General features: G+C 37.8%; 14 protein-coding genes. 4 read left to right on the forward strand and 10 right to left on the reverse strand.

Annotated elements, in window-relative coordinates; all coding sequences use genetic code 11:
* Positions 1 to 3,666 carry a DUF6079 family protein gene (locus tag TEPIRE1_RS09335; RefSeq protein ID WP_013778923.1) on the reverse strand — a complete coding sequence of 1,222 codons (3,666 nt, stop codon included), beginning with the start codon at positions 3,664 to 3,666 and terminating at the stop codon, positions 1 to 3.
* A 44-nt stretch (positions 3,667 to 3,710) separates the two neighbouring features.
* Positions 3,711 to 4,196: a BREX-3 system P-loop-containing protein BrxF gene (brxF, locus tag TEPIRE1_RS09340; RefSeq protein WP_013778924.1), complete on the reverse strand. Its 486-nt coding sequence runs from the start codon at positions 4,194 to 4,196 to the stop codon at positions 3,711 to 3,713.
* A 324-nt stretch (positions 4,197 to 4,520) separates the two neighbouring features.
* On the opposite strand from brxF, the gene TEPIRE1_RS09345 reads away from it, so the two are divergent.
* Entirely contained in the window at positions 4,521 to 5,027 is a 507-nt protein-coding gene (locus TEPIRE1_RS09345; protein ID WP_013778925.1) for a hypothetical protein, read from the forward strand.
* A gap of 266 nt (positions 5,028 to 5,293) precedes the next feature.
* On the opposite strand, the gene nhaC is transcribed toward TEPIRE1_RS09345, so the two are convergent.
* The 3 genes from nhaC to TEPIRE1_RS09360 form a co-directional block, all read right to left on the reverse strand.
* Positions 5,294 to 6,688 carry a Na+/H+ antiporter NhaC gene (gene nhaC, locus TEPIRE1_RS09350; RefSeq protein ID WP_013778926.1) on the reverse strand — a complete coding sequence of 465 codons (1,395 nt, stop codon included), beginning with the start codon at positions 6,686 to 6,688 and terminating at the stop codon, positions 5,294 to 5,296.
* Positions 6,689 to 6,983: 295 nt separating this feature from the next.
* Complete coding sequence (locus TEPIRE1_RS09355; RefSeq protein WP_013778927.1) at positions 6,984 to 8,363, reverse strand: tyrosine phenol-lyase; 1,380 nt, start codon at positions 8,361 to 8,363, stop codon at positions 6,984 to 6,986.
* A gap of 189 nt (positions 8,364 to 8,552) precedes the next feature.
* The gene (locus tag TEPIRE1_RS09360) at positions 8,553 to 10,130 is read right to left on the reverse strand and encodes a sigma-54 interaction domain-containing protein (RefSeq protein ID WP_013778928.1); all 1,578 of its coding nucleotides are present in this window, start codon (positions 10,128 to 10,130) and stop codon (positions 8,553 to 8,555) included.
* 356 nt (positions 10,131 to 10,486) lie between these two features.
* Here TEPIRE1_RS09360 and TEPIRE1_RS13500 point away from each other — a divergent pair, with 356 nt between their 5' ends.
* From TEPIRE1_RS13500 to TEPIRE1_RS09370, 3 genes are read left to right on the forward strand one after another with little or no spacing between them, the layout of a single operon-like run.
* Positions 10,487 to 10,663, forward strand: coding sequence for a spore coat associated protein CotJA (locus TEPIRE1_RS13500; RefSeq protein WP_013778929.1), 177 nt, complete (start codon positions 10,487 to 10,489; stop codon positions 10,661 to 10,663).
* Between the two features lie 19 nt (positions 10,664 to 10,682).
* Positions 10,683 to 10,964: a spore coat protein CotJB gene (locus tag TEPIRE1_RS09365; RefSeq protein ID WP_013778930.1), complete on the forward strand. Its 282-nt coding sequence runs from the start codon at positions 10,683 to 10,685 to the stop codon at positions 10,962 to 10,964.
* Positions 10,951 to 11,523, forward strand: a complete 573-nt coding sequence (locus TEPIRE1_RS09370) for a manganese catalase family protein (protein ID WP_013778931.1) — start codon at positions 10,951 to 10,953, stop codon at positions 11,521 to 11,523. The genes TEPIRE1_RS09365 and TEPIRE1_RS09370 overlap by 14 nt, the downstream gene beginning before the upstream one ends.
* A gap of 140 nt (positions 11,524 to 11,663) precedes the next feature.
* Here TEPIRE1_RS09370 and TEPIRE1_RS09375 read toward each other — a convergent pair whose 3' ends face one another.
* The 5 genes from TEPIRE1_RS09375 to TEPIRE1_RS09395 are packed head-to-tail and all read right to left on the reverse strand — an operon-like array spanning position 11,664 to position 15,410.
* Complete coding sequence (locus tag TEPIRE1_RS09375) at positions 11,664 to 12,701, reverse strand: RnfABCDGE type electron transport complex subunit B (RefSeq protein WP_013778932.1); 1,038 nt, start codon at positions 12,699 to 12,701, stop codon at positions 11,664 to 11,666.
* A 25-nt stretch (positions 12,702 to 12,726) separates the two neighbouring features.
* Positions 12,727 to 13,317, reverse strand: coding sequence for an electron transport complex subunit RsxA (gene rsxA, locus TEPIRE1_RS09380; protein WP_013778933.1), 591 nt, complete (start codon positions 13,315 to 13,317; stop codon positions 12,727 to 12,729).
* Between the two features lie 31 nt (positions 13,318 to 13,348).
* A complete protein-coding gene (gene rsxE, locus TEPIRE1_RS09385) occupies positions 13,349 to 13,945 on the reverse strand; it encodes an electron transport complex subunit RsxE (protein WP_013778934.1) in 597 nt (198 codons plus the stop codon).
* A 2-nt stretch (positions 13,946 to 13,947) separates the two neighbouring features.
* The gene (locus TEPIRE1_RS09390) at positions 13,948 to 14,490 is read right to left on the reverse strand and encodes an RnfABCDGE type electron transport complex subunit G (RefSeq protein ID WP_013778935.1); all 543 of its coding nucleotides are present in this window, start codon (positions 14,488 to 14,490) and stop codon (positions 13,948 to 13,950) included.
* The gene (locus TEPIRE1_RS09395) at positions 14,487 to 15,410 is read right to left on the reverse strand and encodes an RnfABCDGE type electron transport complex subunit D (RefSeq protein WP_013778936.1); all 924 of its coding nucleotides are present in this window, start codon (positions 15,408 to 15,410) and stop codon (positions 14,487 to 14,489) included. The genes TEPIRE1_RS09390 and TEPIRE1_RS09395 overlap by 4 nt, the downstream gene beginning before the upstream one ends.
* Between the last annotated feature and the right edge of the window lie 56 nt (positions 15,411 to 15,466).

Below are 15,466 nucleotides of genomic sequence, written 5' to 3' on the forward strand. Positions count from 1 at the left end.
TTATTTCAGCATTATCCGCACACGATCGACATCCATTCCCTTTACCATCTCATCAATATAATCGTTCAAGCGCTGTTTCATATCAGATACAGTAACCGGTCCGCCTTTAAATATTGCCCTTACCAAATCTTCAGTGGTAATCTCTACCTTATCAAGACCCTTCATTAGTATATTAATCGTTGAAACAAGCTGTGAATCGATTTTATCAGGAAGCCGCTGATTTTGGGTAATACTCTCTAAAGCTTGCCGTTGAGGCTTATCTAGTAAAGCAATGTTCTCCTTTACTTTTTCATCTTCTAAAATCTCAAGGACTATCTTTTCCCATTGGAAAAATAGCTCTTCCATAGATTTCTCAATGGCTTCCACCACTCCAAATACCGGCTGCTCATCTTCATCAGGTGTATATCCGCAGTGGGGGCATAATGGACTCATATTAATATCATCTTCAATTAAGCTAAAACATGTTTTCAATTTCAAAAGTCTATTGCACATTTTTTCATAGGGTTTTGGATAAATTAAATCACCAACACAAGTAAGCATATCCAGATTATGTTTTAATCTACTTTCTAAAAGCTTTTGTTTTTGCTTATCGCCGTTTAAATCCAGGCGATATTTTTTATGAAGCTTGATATAAATAGAAATATATTCTTTCTTCAGTGCTTGAAGTTTACCTACATATTCTTTGATATACGTATCTGTCAGTTCCTGCGGCTTTTGTACCTTGTCTAGTGCTTCACCTCGGACCTTTTGGACTTTTTGATTCCACTTATCATCTTTAAGTATCATACATGTACGTGTAAGATAGGATACATAAGGATCAACCTTTAGTTTAAAATCCCTTATATTCAAGATTTCTTGCATTATTTCAATGTTAGCTAAGGAACTTGCTACCTCGTCTTCTGAAAACCTGAAGTTCTTTAACTTTGCGGGGGTGTTATATTGTTTTATGGCATCAAGGAAATCCTTTAGCGTTTTTAAGCTTTCCTTATAGTTTTCTTTTGTATCTTCATCTATTGCAGGTTTATCCCAAAGTGCCAAATCACCTATGAGAAATTGCTGTGTTTCGATTACCCTTTTGGTCAATTCCTCTGCTCGAACAAGCATTTTTTCTATGGCAGCTTCTCGCGTGTTGGGATTGGTTATTTGACCAGGCGGCAGCCCCAACCCTTCGAAAAGTTTTTTTAATATTTTTACAGGGACACCTTCCGGCACCTGACAGTATTTGAATAAAATCAAATCTGCAGGATTGGCGGCAGCTATTTCTTCCATTTTTGTAGCATCAAAAGTATGTCCAGAAATGGTCAAAGTAGCATGACCACTATATACTAATGCGCAAAGTATCAATGTGACCCATACATCTTCTAATTGAAATTCTTTATCAAGTGTAACTTCACTTAAATATTCTAAGATATCTTCTCTGTTTAGCACATGTTTTTCCGGCAAATTTTCTAAAAGCTTGATGTAACGGCGCGCATAAATTGATTTTTCCGGTGCAATCATATCACCTTCCAAAAGCCCCAGAGAATCTAGCACTTTGGCACCCAGTTCATTTTTTCTTCCGGCAAGATAGTTTAATCCTGCTTTAAAAAGTTCTTTCATATTCTCGCGTGTTACTTGTGTATAAAATCTTGGGTAATAAGGATATTTATCATTAAAATAAGTCGAAAGACATGCAGAAGCAGTCATATCCACAAATTCCTTTACGGTATGCTCTTCGGCAGCTTTACCTTTTAGCCAGTATTGTATAGTCTGTTGCTCGCCGGCAGTCTTTACTATAAAGCACTCCTTGACATGTTCTTTTATCCACTGAACAATTGCCTTTAGATAACCTTCGGCTTTTTTAAAATAAGTCTGTTTACTATCTGCTGAGGATACCATCGCAAGTTCCATAGAAGCAGCATACAGCTTTATATATTCATCAACTTTTTCATCTCTGTTTATGAATTCAAATATTACCTCATCTTTCTCAATTTCACCTTGATAGACGTTGTTGCCATATGGGCGTAAAAAATATATGTAAAAATCTCTAGGGGGTTGAGCAGTAGTGCGTTCATTGGGAGCGCCAAAGAACAGATAACCATATCGCTCAACCTTCTTCTCCTCCCAAATAATCTCATACTGCCATATCCTTCGGCCGGTTTTATGTTCAGGCCTTTCCCAGTTCAATACCTTAAGCAGTGCGTCATAATAGTATTTATTGAGCATATCATCATCCATGAAATCGGCTTTTGCTTGAATTTTTGCATCATAATCTATATCTTTCTTTAAATCCAGATAGTACTGCTCGTTATCTCGGTTATAAGAGATAAATTGGCCGCTAACGGTCTTTAAGATTTCCCGGACCGCTGTTTCTACCGTAGTCTTTAAAAAACTTTCCTCTACTTCAGGCATAGGTGTATATATACAAAGGTCATCCTTCATGTTATCGACAGTTATGCCAATGGGTGCATTAATATCACCAGTGGTTAGTCTGTGAACACTTAGAGCGTGGATGATTCGCAGAGCTATAGGTCGGTACTGAGGCCTTGTATATGATTTTAGTATAAGGTCTTCTAATACACTGCTTTTTTCCACTACCTCCCGAAGGTCGGGGTCTGAGCGCACGGAAATATTTTCCTTTATATACTCCCAGTATGAGTCATATGAGATGATTCCGGTCTCGTTTTCAGGAACATCTTTGTCTAAGATTTTTTTGATAGTATGTGTTATGGTCTTTAAAACCTCTCGTTTTTCTGCTATGTAAACTTTTTCGAAGATTTCTATATACGCCGGATGAATTGGATATAGATTTACATAATCTTCCAATCTATCAGCCATATTTGAATATAGATGGGAAAACTTGGTCAGGTGTTCTCGTATCCACGCCTTTTGCCGTTCATCTTTTTTCAGTATCCGCTCTGATACAACAAAAGATATGTCCTGCTTCCGGATTACTACTTGTTCATATCTATCCCTTACACGTCTAAGTGAGTCGGCAACAAATGCAAACTGCCCGCTGTCAAAAAGGGATTCTTGAACCCCTGCTATGAAACGTAGCCGACAGCTCTTCGATATTTCGCCGATTTCGCGGAGAAAATTAAGCGCAAGGACTACTTTTTGTTCGGTAAGGCCTCGAAGATAATCCAGAAATTCATCCGCAACTATCAAATAACCTTTATCAGGATATTTTTCTTGAAATAGTGCCATCATCTCTAAAAGGTAATCTTTAGTATTAGAGGCTTCCTCCATGGATGGGAAACGGTAGTCGATGCCTCTTTTTGCCAAATCTTTCTCCAGGTGCCCTATAACTAAGTCTCGAAGGTCCATCTTTGAAGTGCCGATTTCAAACCTCAAGACTTCAAATTTGCCGGCAATGCTTTGAGCTGCTTCTTGAAATATTTGGTTATTTACCAGCTCAAGCATCTTTTTATCTTCGGCTACGGCAGATAGTACTGACATTAGATGAGATTTACCCGTACCATAGTTGCCAACGATAAATATACCCTTATTATCAAAGGAATTTTCGAACTGCAGCTGGGGAATAACTATGTCTTTTAATGTTTTTGCCATACTATCTGACATTACATAAGTTTTAACCAGCCTCATAGCCTCCTGAGGCTGGTCTGCTTCTACCAATTTTATAACGGATTCTACCGGATCAAAACTGACAAGTTCCCTGTATTTCACTGGAAACACTCCCTCTATTAATCTAGTCATTTCAATAGCGGCGGTTAAAAACTAGCCTTATAGTTCTGGTCTATATCAATAATTGTATAATCGACCTCAACAGGGTATTTTACATATTCTCTATGGCCGGGTTTAGCATAAATCAGAATATCATCTTTGATGATGCCTGGCCAATCAGATATGAGTTTTCTGTGCCGCGAGATATTTTTTAGAAGTACCATGGGGTCTGTATTCAGCGGTTTTTCAAACAGTATTTCGATGTGGTCAAAAATAACTGTTTCAGCACTGATGCCATTTATGATTTCATCAATGCACTGATTCACAAATAGGCTGTGTTCATGGCTTGGAATCATCATCAAGCGTTCTGACAGGGCGAGGTTAAGGTTTACATAAGCATAGTTGCCGCTTTCAGCTATCTGCTTTAAAAGAAGGCTTTTTTTATGCGAATCGTCACCGGCAATTAGAAGTAGTTGGTAGAACTTATGTGAAAAAATCATAAGTGCATTTGTTATCTCGTCTGTTAACCCCATAAAAATCGCCTCCCGATTTTCAATCTGTTTCGAAAAAATATCTGCATTTAGTTTTTCCTACACTAATATCTATATTTCGTTATAATTTAAAGAAATCCTTCTAACGATTTAGAGGGTATTACGAATATATGGTATCAGTCAGCTATGATTTACATTATTATCACTCAAGCGACAAACTGACTGAAGTAAATGACATATCGCCTTTATTTTGCCAGTTATTTGTTATAGAATATACTTATGTTTTCAAAGGTTTTACCGCTTTAATATAACATCGGCCTTGCTTTAAAGAATTGTATTTATAGGTGAAAAAGGAGGTAGGGTTTTATGGGAACAGTTTCGGGAAGAATCGGCGGCGCTATCGGAGGATATGATATCAATGCCACTGTAGAAAACGGAGTAATTTCCGGCAGAATCGGTGGGATGATTTTTGGAGACGATATAGATTTAAAATATTCTATGAAAGAAGGATTTATAAACGGCAGATTGGGCGGGGCAATAATCGGAAAAAGCGTTGAAGGGAAGATAAGCCCTGATTTTCTCTCAGTGCGAATAGGCGGAATGATCGACGGTAACGACCTTGAGCTTGAAACCCGCAACAATTCAGTATACGGACGATGCGGTGGGCCTGTAATTGGCTTTGAGGTGGAAATTGATATTTTAGAAAATCAGGTCACAGGGCGGCTAGGCGGGGATGTTATCGGAATGGATGTTGCCGGATATGTAACAGATGTAGAACCTATAGTCGCCGGAGCACTATTTGCAATGACTTACTATATATATAAAGTGAATCACCAAGACGGCGGCAGCCATGGTAGTTCAGCCAATAATTAGCTCTAATATTATTCGCTATAAAGATGAATTAGATTAGATCTCACATAATAGTAATTATTTGCAGTTAGCTAACAACATAATTCCTTTTTATTTTCCTATTTTAAAATCCATCTCACTGTAAAAGCAAGATGGATTTTAAAATATCCAATTCTTCTATTTGGTTTACACCTGCAATGCTTATCTTTGATCCAGTGCGATAAACCTTTTGTAATCAAGATTTAGGCCGAACTTCATGTAAAATCGGTTTGAGTATGGTCTTGTTAATTTTAACTATCTACTTCCGGTTCAGCCGGAAACGTTGCAAAACCTACAAAAGCATAGATTATAGCAATAATCGGAGCGATAAAGGGGAGGTAACAGTAAGGTATATATTCAAAACCAACATTGAGAACATTTTGTGCATAAACAGATGCAACTCCCCACGGTAATGCTCCGCACATTAAAGTGGCACCGGTTTCAAGAGTTCTCGAAAGAACGCTGGTGTGTATCTTCATCTCGTGAAATGCAGGCTCTAAAGTCCTGCCGGGAACTATAATGGATACCATCATTTCTCCCGTTGCAAGCAGCATTAGATAGGCACCGGCTAGTGAAGCTAAGATTAAGTCTCTTGGCTTTTTTATATGTTTCATAAGGTTTTCAAGTAATACTTGTAATATCCCGCACTTTTCTAATATACCTCCCATAGCAGTTCCCGCCATAATTATGGCAACAGTACTCATCATAGAATTTATCCCGCCTTGAGTAAGGAGTTTATCTATAAGCTCATGACCGGTGTTAGAGATAAATCCATTAGCTCCCACCTCAATTATGCCTGCAAGACTAGCTCCTTGAGTAAATATCGATAAAGCACCTGCCGAAATAAAACTAATCATCAGTGCAGCAATGGCAGGCAACTTTAATACTGAAAGGATAATTACAATTGCCGGCGGAATTAAAGTCATAATAGAAAGATTAAAATTGCTGCTTAGGGTTGTCAAAATGCTTTCTACAGTTCCAAAATCGACATTGCCTGCTACTGCATAATTTCGCCCAATAAGGGTATATATAAGTAAACATATTATTGCACCGGGCCCTGATACATACAGCATTGAACGAACGTGGTCGAATAACTTGGTTCCGGTCATGGCTGCCGTAAGGTTAGTAGAGTCTGACAGTGGTGAAACTTTGTCTCCAAACATAGCACCGCAAACTATAGCTCCGGCTGTTATTGCTCTTGGAATGCTTAGGCCTTCAGCGACACCCATAAGGACAATACCCATAGTTGCAATCGTGCCGAAAGAACTGCCTATCAATAACGAAGTTAAAGAACAAAGCATAAATCCAACGGGTAAAAATATTTGAGGCGTAAGTAGTTTTAATCCGTAATAAATCATAGTTTGAATAGTGCCGCCTAAAATCCAGGTGCCAACAACCATACCGATTACTATCAATATTATGCAAGCACCTAAACCATTCCTTATTCCGTCAAGCATACCTTGTTCAATATCTTCCCATGAATAGCCTAAATACATAGCTATAAGGGCAGCAGCCGCAGCCCCAAACACTAAAGCAGTCTCTAAAACAAGTGCGGTTCTAATCGAAATTAAAATCAAAACTATGACTAATATCATGGCTATTACAGCTTCACCTATTGTGGGCCTTCTTTTTCTTTCTGTGGACATCTTTACATCCCCTCTCATTATTATTAACTGAATTTTCTTTATATAGCACTGATGCATCTTCTCATACTTATTTATAAATGATTAATGTAAATCAAGTTACTTAATGTATTTTAAGCACCTTGGTTCTATTCCTGAATTTAAATTTACTAGAACATTTTAAAATTCTTATTTTATGATTTATGTTAATATTGGTCTCCTCCCCATGGAAACTTAAGTATTTCAGTTAGGAAAGAGACCAATTGTTAGTTCTTAACTTCTTTTAATATTCTTTACTTATCTTAAGTATATAAGTATCTTATTCTATCGGCTCAAATCTTCCGGTAAAGAACCTTAGTACCGGTGGTTCATAGGTCCACTTCAAGCCTTTTACATCTTCTCTATGTTCATATGTGTTAATTACCGATTCGGCAACATAGTCCATATGGGCATATGTATAAACCCTTCTCGGAATCGTCAAGCGAACTAATTCCAGTTTTGGAAAATATTCATTGCCATCTTTATCCCTACCTGCGGATACATTTCCTCTTTCCATGGTCCTTACACCGGAATCTACAAATATTGCAGCAGCTAAAGCTTGGGCAGGATACTGAGACTGTGGAATATGAGGCAAAAATGCTCTTGCATCTAGGAATACCGCATGACCACCAATAGGTTTAACAATCGGTATACCTTTTTCCATTAATTTTTCACCTAAATATTCTACTTGCTGTACCCTGTGTTTTATATAGTTAAAATCCATTGCTTCTTGAAAACCAATTGCCAATGCTTCCATATCGCGACCGGACATTCCTCCATAGCTGGGCATACCTTCAAATACAACCACAAGGCTTCTGGCTGCATCATATAGTTCTTCTTCATTCATGGCTAAAAAGCCGCCCATATTTACAATGCCATCTTTCTTGCCGCTCATGGTGCAACCATCAGCATAAGAAAACATCTCTCTTACAATTTCTTTAATTGTCTTATTTTCATAACCTTTTTCTCTTGTCTTAATGAAGTATGCGTTTTCTACACAGCGAGTAGCATCAAATATTACTCTTATCCCGTATTTTTTGGAAAGTGCATGAACATCTTTTAAGTTCTGCATGCTAACAGGCTGACCGCCGGCTAAATTAACGGTAACTCCTACAGTAATATAAGGTATTTTATCTGCTCCTACCTTTTTGATAAGTGCTTCATACTTATCTAGATCTACATTGCCTTTAAAGTCAACATCTGCCCTATCAGGTTCATGAGCTTCATCAATGATAACATCGACAAAGGTCCCGCCGTTCATTTCTTGATGTGTCCTTGTAGTCGTAAAATACATGTTACCGGGTACGTAAGTTCCTGGTTTAATTAGAATTCTTGAGATAAGGTTTTCTGCTCCTCTACCCTGGTGTGTAGGTACGACATATTTAAATCCAAATATGTCTCTTACGGTTTCTTCTAAATGATAGAAATTCTCACTTCCTGCATATGCTTCGTCACCGACCATTAATCCCGCCCATTGCCTATCACTCATGGCATTTGTACCACTATCTGTAAGAAGGTCTATATAAGTATCTCTGGATTTGGTTAAAAAGGTATTATAACCTGCTTCTTTTATAACTTTTTCCCTTTCTTCGCGCGGAAGGATTCGCAGTGGTTCCACTGATTTAATTTTAAACGGTTCCGGCATATACTTCTTTGTCATATAATATTCCTCCTTAAAAAGTTATTCACAAAGACTTTTGTCTTTCGTTGTTGTACAAGTGCAATAATCGTGCCACTAAAAAATATAGGCTAGGAAACGCTTTATACCTAGCCTTACAGCTTTTTAGTGTCTTAGATAGCTGTAAACTTTTTTTACAGAGATTGTAATGTATATTTACAATTGTAAAAATTATTTACATATACCGTATCTTTTGATTTTATTTATTACGGTAGTATGAGATATATTCAAAACTTCCGCTATTTTCCTTGAAGATCGATATTCTTCATAGGCTTTTTCTAGATAATTTTGCTCTATTTTTTCTAAAAGTTTAGGTAAATCAACCGGTAATATTTCCTTTATTGTTTGATTATTTTTTTTTGCCTTAATTTGCTCAGCTTGACTTATAAGCAAATGTTCTTCAGTTATTTTATCTTCTGCTAAAATAGTCGCCCTTTCCAATACATTCTGTAATTCTCTTGCATTTCCCGGCCAGTCGTGGTTTAGGAGTTCATTTAATGCCTCTTGTGTAATAACTAACTTTTCTTTTCCCATATTTGTTCCAAAATTTTCTACGAAATGTTCGGCTAATGTAATTATATCTTCTTTTCTTTCTCTAAGCGGAGGAATAAATATAGGTATTACATTTAATCTATAATATAAATCTTCGCGAAAAGTTCCTTCTTTGATCATTTTTTCTAAATTTCTATGAGTGGCAGAAATTATCCTTACATCAATTTTTACTTCATTTTTCCCACCAATTCGGCGAATCTTTTGTTCTTGAATAGCCCGCAGTATTTTGGCTTGAAGATGCGTCGGTAAATCACCTATTTCATCAAGAAATAATGTTCCGTGGGTCGCCAGTTCAAAAAACCCCTGTTTACCCGAAGAACTTGCCCCAGTAAAAGCACCTCTCTCATATCCGAAAAATTCACTTTCCAGTAAAGTATCGGGAATTGCTGCACAATTAACTGCAACAAAAGGTCCGCTGCATCGATTACTTTCTACATGTATTGCCCGAGCAAAAAGCTCTTTTCCCGTCCCGCTTTCTCCTCGAATCATTACGCTAGAATTGCTTGGTGCCACTGATTTTGCGATACTTATAGTCTCCTTTAATGCTCTGCTTTCCCCTATTATATCGTCAAATGTCATCATTGAAGGTCGAGTTATAGAATGCATTAAACGTCTTATATCTGTCATTTCTCTTAAAATTATTAAAGCACCTGTTTTAACTTCCATATCATTTTTTATAATTCTTATATCCGAAATTATATTTACTTTTTTATTTCTAAATGTACCGTTTAATTCAACCCCATCTCTATCTTCTATATCAAGTTGTGGGTCATAGACATTTTTGGGAATTATTTCATTAATATTCTGATTAATATCATTTTCGTTTAGATTAAAAATCATTTTGGCTTTAGTATTAAAGTAAATTATACTACCATAGCTATCAACAGCTATAAGACCATCATTCATGCTGTTTACTACTGTCTGCAGTTCCTTTTGCTGTTTCTCGTAGTCCATCATGTTAATTTCTATTATATCATGAATCTCTTTTATATTTTTTCGCATATGCTCTTTAAAATCATCCCAACAAATATCACCCCACTCTACCTGTACCGACATATATGGTGGATTAACTTCCATTGTCATAATATTAAGGTTGTAAGAAGCTATTGCCTGCAAGATATCGTTAGCCATACCTACTCTGTTTTTAATTCCAATAAATCTTATTCTCTTACTCTTCTTGCTTTTGCTTGGGCCCAACTTCTTCCCCTCCAAAAATGATTTCTAACAACCCTGAAAATGAACTATCTGCCTCAAATATCAAATTTAATTATATAAAAAAAATTAAAAATAATCAAAGGTATAAATTAATTGTTATAGGTTGAAAGCCCATCAGCTTTCTTTTTGATTTTGGAATGTTAAGGTATCGTGAATATATGAAAATTCTCATCATGAATAGTATAAGCTATTTTAAAGGTTTTTCATTTATATATACCCTGGTTATCCAATTTCTATTAGAACTTACACCAAATATATACCCAAGGAATAGTATGGTATTGAAAGGCATCCTGCTATGAGACTCAACACAATATATAAATTCCTAGGAGGGAGATAACATGTCAGTACCTGAAGATGTTGGTAAGGAAAAAGGGTTATTGGCTGCCTATAAACTTGCCGAAGTTTATATTCCCATTCAAGTTTACGGAGAAACCTTTGACCCAAAGGCAGCATTAATGCGCGGGACATTGTTCCCTGAATTATATAGACCCTATCCCGTAAGACCTAAAGTATAGATTTAAAGAGGTGATTTGAATGTATTCAAAAGATATGATAAATCTTTTAAAAGAAATCATGGCGGTAGACTTTGTGCTCTATGAATTGGGGCTTTTCTTGGATACCCATCCGAACGAAAAAAGAGCTTTAGAAGATCATAATAGTTTCACAAAAAAATCTTATCAGCTAAAAACCGTCTATGAAGAAAAGTATGGTCCCTTGCATATCAATTCGATATCAGGGTTTCCATATCAGTATATAAATGAACCTTGGCCATGGGAAATACAATATTTAGGGAGGGAAAGCGATGTGGTATTATGAGAAAAAACTTCAATATCCTGCCAATGTTTCGCGTACAGATTTAGGCATGGCCAAATTTCTTTACGCTCAGTATGGAGGCCCCGATAGCGAACTTTCCGCTGCTGTAAGATATCTAACTCAGCGCTACACCATGCCGATACCGCAGGCTAAAGCCGTATTAACAGATATAGGCACTGAAGAATTTGCCCACTGGGAAATTATCGGTACACTGATATATAAGCTTACTGACGGTGCTACTCCTGAACAAATGAGGAGAGCCGGTTTAGGCGATTATTACGCCCAGCACGATAATGCCCTTTACCCTGCTGATGCGGCAGGAGTTCCATGGACCGCTGCATATATACAGTCAACAGGAGATCCAATAACTGACTTGCACGAAGACATGGCAGCTGAACAAAAAGCCCGAACTACCTATGAACACTTAATAAATCTGACAGATGATCCAGGTATAATTGCTGCCCTCTCATTTTTGAGAGAAAGAGAAGTCGTTCATTTTCAACGTTTTGGGGAGACACTGATGCTCGTAAGGGAATACTTGAATAAAAAACATGTATATTAAATAAATCGCCGTTAAGTTTTACTTTACAACAATTCTCCAAATCGGAAAAAGCCTTCGGTAAAAACCGAAGGCTTTATATGCTAAGTTTTATATAATTTTTCAGCAAGCACATCATGCTTGATTTACATTTGCATTTTCTATCATTTTACAGCAGTACAAGTATCACAATTACTTATATCTTTTTGGCCATTTCTTACCATTTTGATGGCATCTTTGCGGCATTTCTCTTGACAGATGCCACAACCGATACATATATCTTGATCGACTTTATGCACCTTTTTTACCTCGCCTGAAATTGCATTCACCGGGCAATTTTTTGCACATAGTGTACACCCGATGCATTTTTCTTCTATAATAACGGCCTTTTTTCGTTCGGCAAAAATCGATGTTATAGTTCCGGTAGGGCATTTTTCTACACACAACATGCAATTACGGCATTTCTCATAGTCAATCGCTGCTACATTATTGTTAACATGTATGGCATCAAACGGGCATACTTTCTCGCATTGTTTGCAAGCTATACATCCAATACTGCATACGGCTCTGGTGTCTTTTGCTTTCATGGTAGCTCGGCAGCTTACACGAACCTCATTTTTTTCAGGAATCAAAGCCAAAACATCCTTTGGACATTCTTGCACACAAAGGCTGCAGCCAATGCATTTTTGTTCATTTACATTTGGAAGACCATTCTCACTCATAGTTATGGCACCAACAGGACAAACTTTTTTACAATCACCAAATCCTATACATGCAAATGGGCATGCCTTAGGACCGTTGTTTATCATAGATGCAGCTTTGCATGTTTTTATTCCATGATACTCAGATTTAAGCTTAGCTTCGGTCTTTCCTCCTTGGCATAAAACTCTGGCTACCTTTCTCTCCGTTGAAGCTATAGCCTCATCCATACCCATGATTTTTGCTATTTTTTCAGCAACAGGTGCGCCTCCAACAGGACAAGTATTAACTGGAGCCTTACCTTCCACAATTGCTTTAGCCAAACCTGAACAGCCGGGGTATCCGCATGCACCACAGTTAGCTCCGGGCAAGGCCTCAATTATGGCATCAACTCTCGGGTCTGTCTCTACAGCCAGCTTTTTAGACGCAAGAGCAAGCCCTCCGCCCAATAACAAACCCAAACCGCCCATGCTTATTACGGAAGTTATTATTATATCCGCCATCTTATTTACCTCCCTCCTCCGGTATTTATGCTAATGGAACAAGTCCCGTAAATCCTAAAAATATTAAAGACAGCAGGCCTGCCGTAATAAAAACTATGGCCGGCCCTCTTAAAGCTTCCGGGACATCCGCAAACTCTAAATCTTCGCGAATACCGGACATCAATGCTAGAGCCAATGTAAATCCCAAACCAGCTCCTAAACCAAGTGCAATGCTTTTTATAAGATTGTAATTGTTCATTGGTATCAGGAGAGCCACTGCCATTACTATACAGTTGGTGGTTATTAAAGGCAAGAAAATGCCAAATGCATTATATAAGGCCGGACTGACTTTTAATATTACCATTTCCACCAGCTGCACCAGTGACGCTATTACTAAGATAAAGGAAACTATCTGCAAAAAGGGTTCTAGCCCAAAAGGTGCTAATACATAGTTTTGTATAAAATAAGCTGCTACTGCCGTCATAGTCAAAACAAAGGTTGTTGCTATGCCCATTCCTATGGCAGTCTCAGTTTTATTTGAAACACCGAGAAAGGGACAGTTTCCCAGAAATCTTGAAAATACAAAATTGTTAACAAAAATTGAACCTATTATAATAAAAAACAATTCTTTTGCCATCTGTCACCACACCCCTTCAATGGCTATCAGTTTATTCAACTTGCTTTCTGGTAATCATATTCATTAATCCCACCAATATACCCATTACGATAAAGGCACCGGGAGGCATTATCATAATTGTCCAAGGAGTAAATCCTTCTCCCATTATAGGATAACCAAATAGCGTCCCTGCTCCCATCAATTCTCTTATCATACTGATTAAGGTAATAGCCCATGTGTAGCCTAAACCCATCCCTAAAGCATCGGCCGTGGCTCGAACAGGTCCCACCTTTGATGCAAAGGCTTCGGCTCGTGCCAAGACAATGCAGTTTACTACAATGAGAGGAATGAATATTCCCATAACCTCATATAATGATGGAAAATATGCTTTCATAAAAAGGTCGACAACTGTAGTAAAGGTTGCAACTACTATAATATAACAGGGTATTCTAACCTTCGCAGGAATTATATTTCTAAGTAATGATATTAATATGCTAGAACATGTCAGCACAAAAGTCAGTGCCATACCCATTGCAATGCCGTTGTTTGCGGCAGTGGTTACAGCCAATGCAGAACAAATTCCTATGACCATCCTAAATATTGGATTTTCATTCCATATACCGTTAATAAAATCCTTAAATAATTGCATAACTAGAAATCGCCTCCCACAGGATATATTTTCACAACATTATCCAGTGAAGTTTTAACTGCCTTTGCTACGGCTGTGGAAGATATTGTGGCACCTGATATTGCCTGCACATCTTCTTTGGCAATGAATTTATCTTCTACTGATTTCCCATTAAACTGTTTTGTGAAAGCCTCTTCCTTTATTTTTGCACCAAGACCAGGGGTTTCACTCATTGAAAGAACTTCTACACCTGTAAGCTTGCCTTCCGAAGGGTTATAACCCACCATCAGCTCAATAGCCCCATTAAAACCCGAACCGACAGCTTTAAATGCAATCCCCTTCTTGTTGCCCTGTTCATCAAGGCCTAAATAAATTGTCATGTCTTCTTTTTGGACTACTTCCATCTTTGCAGCACCCGGAATTACTTTAAGCACCGATTGTTCTAATTTTTGCCTTGCCTGTTCCTGAATTTTCGGATTCGTTACTTCATAGGATAATGCCAGCACAGCTCCAGATGCAATAGAAATAATCATAAGCACTATAATCATTTTTGCATACTGATTCATTTGGCTTTCACCTCCCCATAGATTTTAGGTACAGTAAAGCGATTTATCAATGGGGTAAAAGCATTCATCAAAAGAATGGAAAAAGATACGCCTTCAGGATATCCTCCGTAAAATCTTATAATTACTGTCAACAAACCCGCACCAATACCAAAAATGAGTTTACCAGGCCCGCTCAGCGGTGTTGTTACCATATCCGTTGCCATAAAGAAAGCTCCGAGCATAAGGCCTCCTGAAAGCAAATTGAAAATGGGATCTTGACCAAGGATTACCGATAGAATCGCTACGGTTCCCAGATAGCTCGCCGGTATTTTCCAATCAACATACCCCTTAAATATAAGGTACATACCACCAATAATAATAAGCAATGCGCAAGTTTCTCCCAGAGAACCTCCTACATTCCCGAAAAAGAGCTTTGTATAATCCGTTGTGATTCCCTGCATCTTCATCAGTGAAAGCGGAGTTGCTCCCGTAGTACCATCAACAGGATTTATCCATGTAGTCATCGGAGTTGTAAATGATATCATTAAAAATACTCTGCCGATAAGAGCAGGATTAAACGGATTTGAGCCTAAACCACCATAAATCTGTTTTCCCAAAGCGATTGCTGCTACCGCACCAACTACAGCCATCCAATAAGGCAGACCCGGCGGTAAATTAAGAGCTAATAGCATACCGGTTACCAAGGCACTGCCGTCTGTTATAGTAATAGGCTTATTCCTCAGCTTTTGGAATACAGCTTCAGTTAATATTGCCGAAAGACTAGTTATAATAACAAGAGCTAAGGCTCGGAAGCCGAAATAATATATTCCGGCAAAGGTAGGCAATAATAATGCTATTGCTACACTGAACATTATTCCCGAAACACTTTCTCCCGAATGTATATGAGGAGAAGACGTGGTAATTAACCTATAATCATCCATCCATAACTACCTCCCATCTCGTTACTTTGTTTAAGCGTGAACAGTTAAATAATTTT

This window comes from Tepidanaerobacter acetatoxydans Re1 (genome assembly GCF_000328765.2).
GTDB classification, from domain to species: Bacteria; Bacillota; Thermosediminibacteria; order Thermosediminibacterales; family Tepidanaerobacteraceae; genus Tepidanaerobacter; species Tepidanaerobacter acetatoxydans.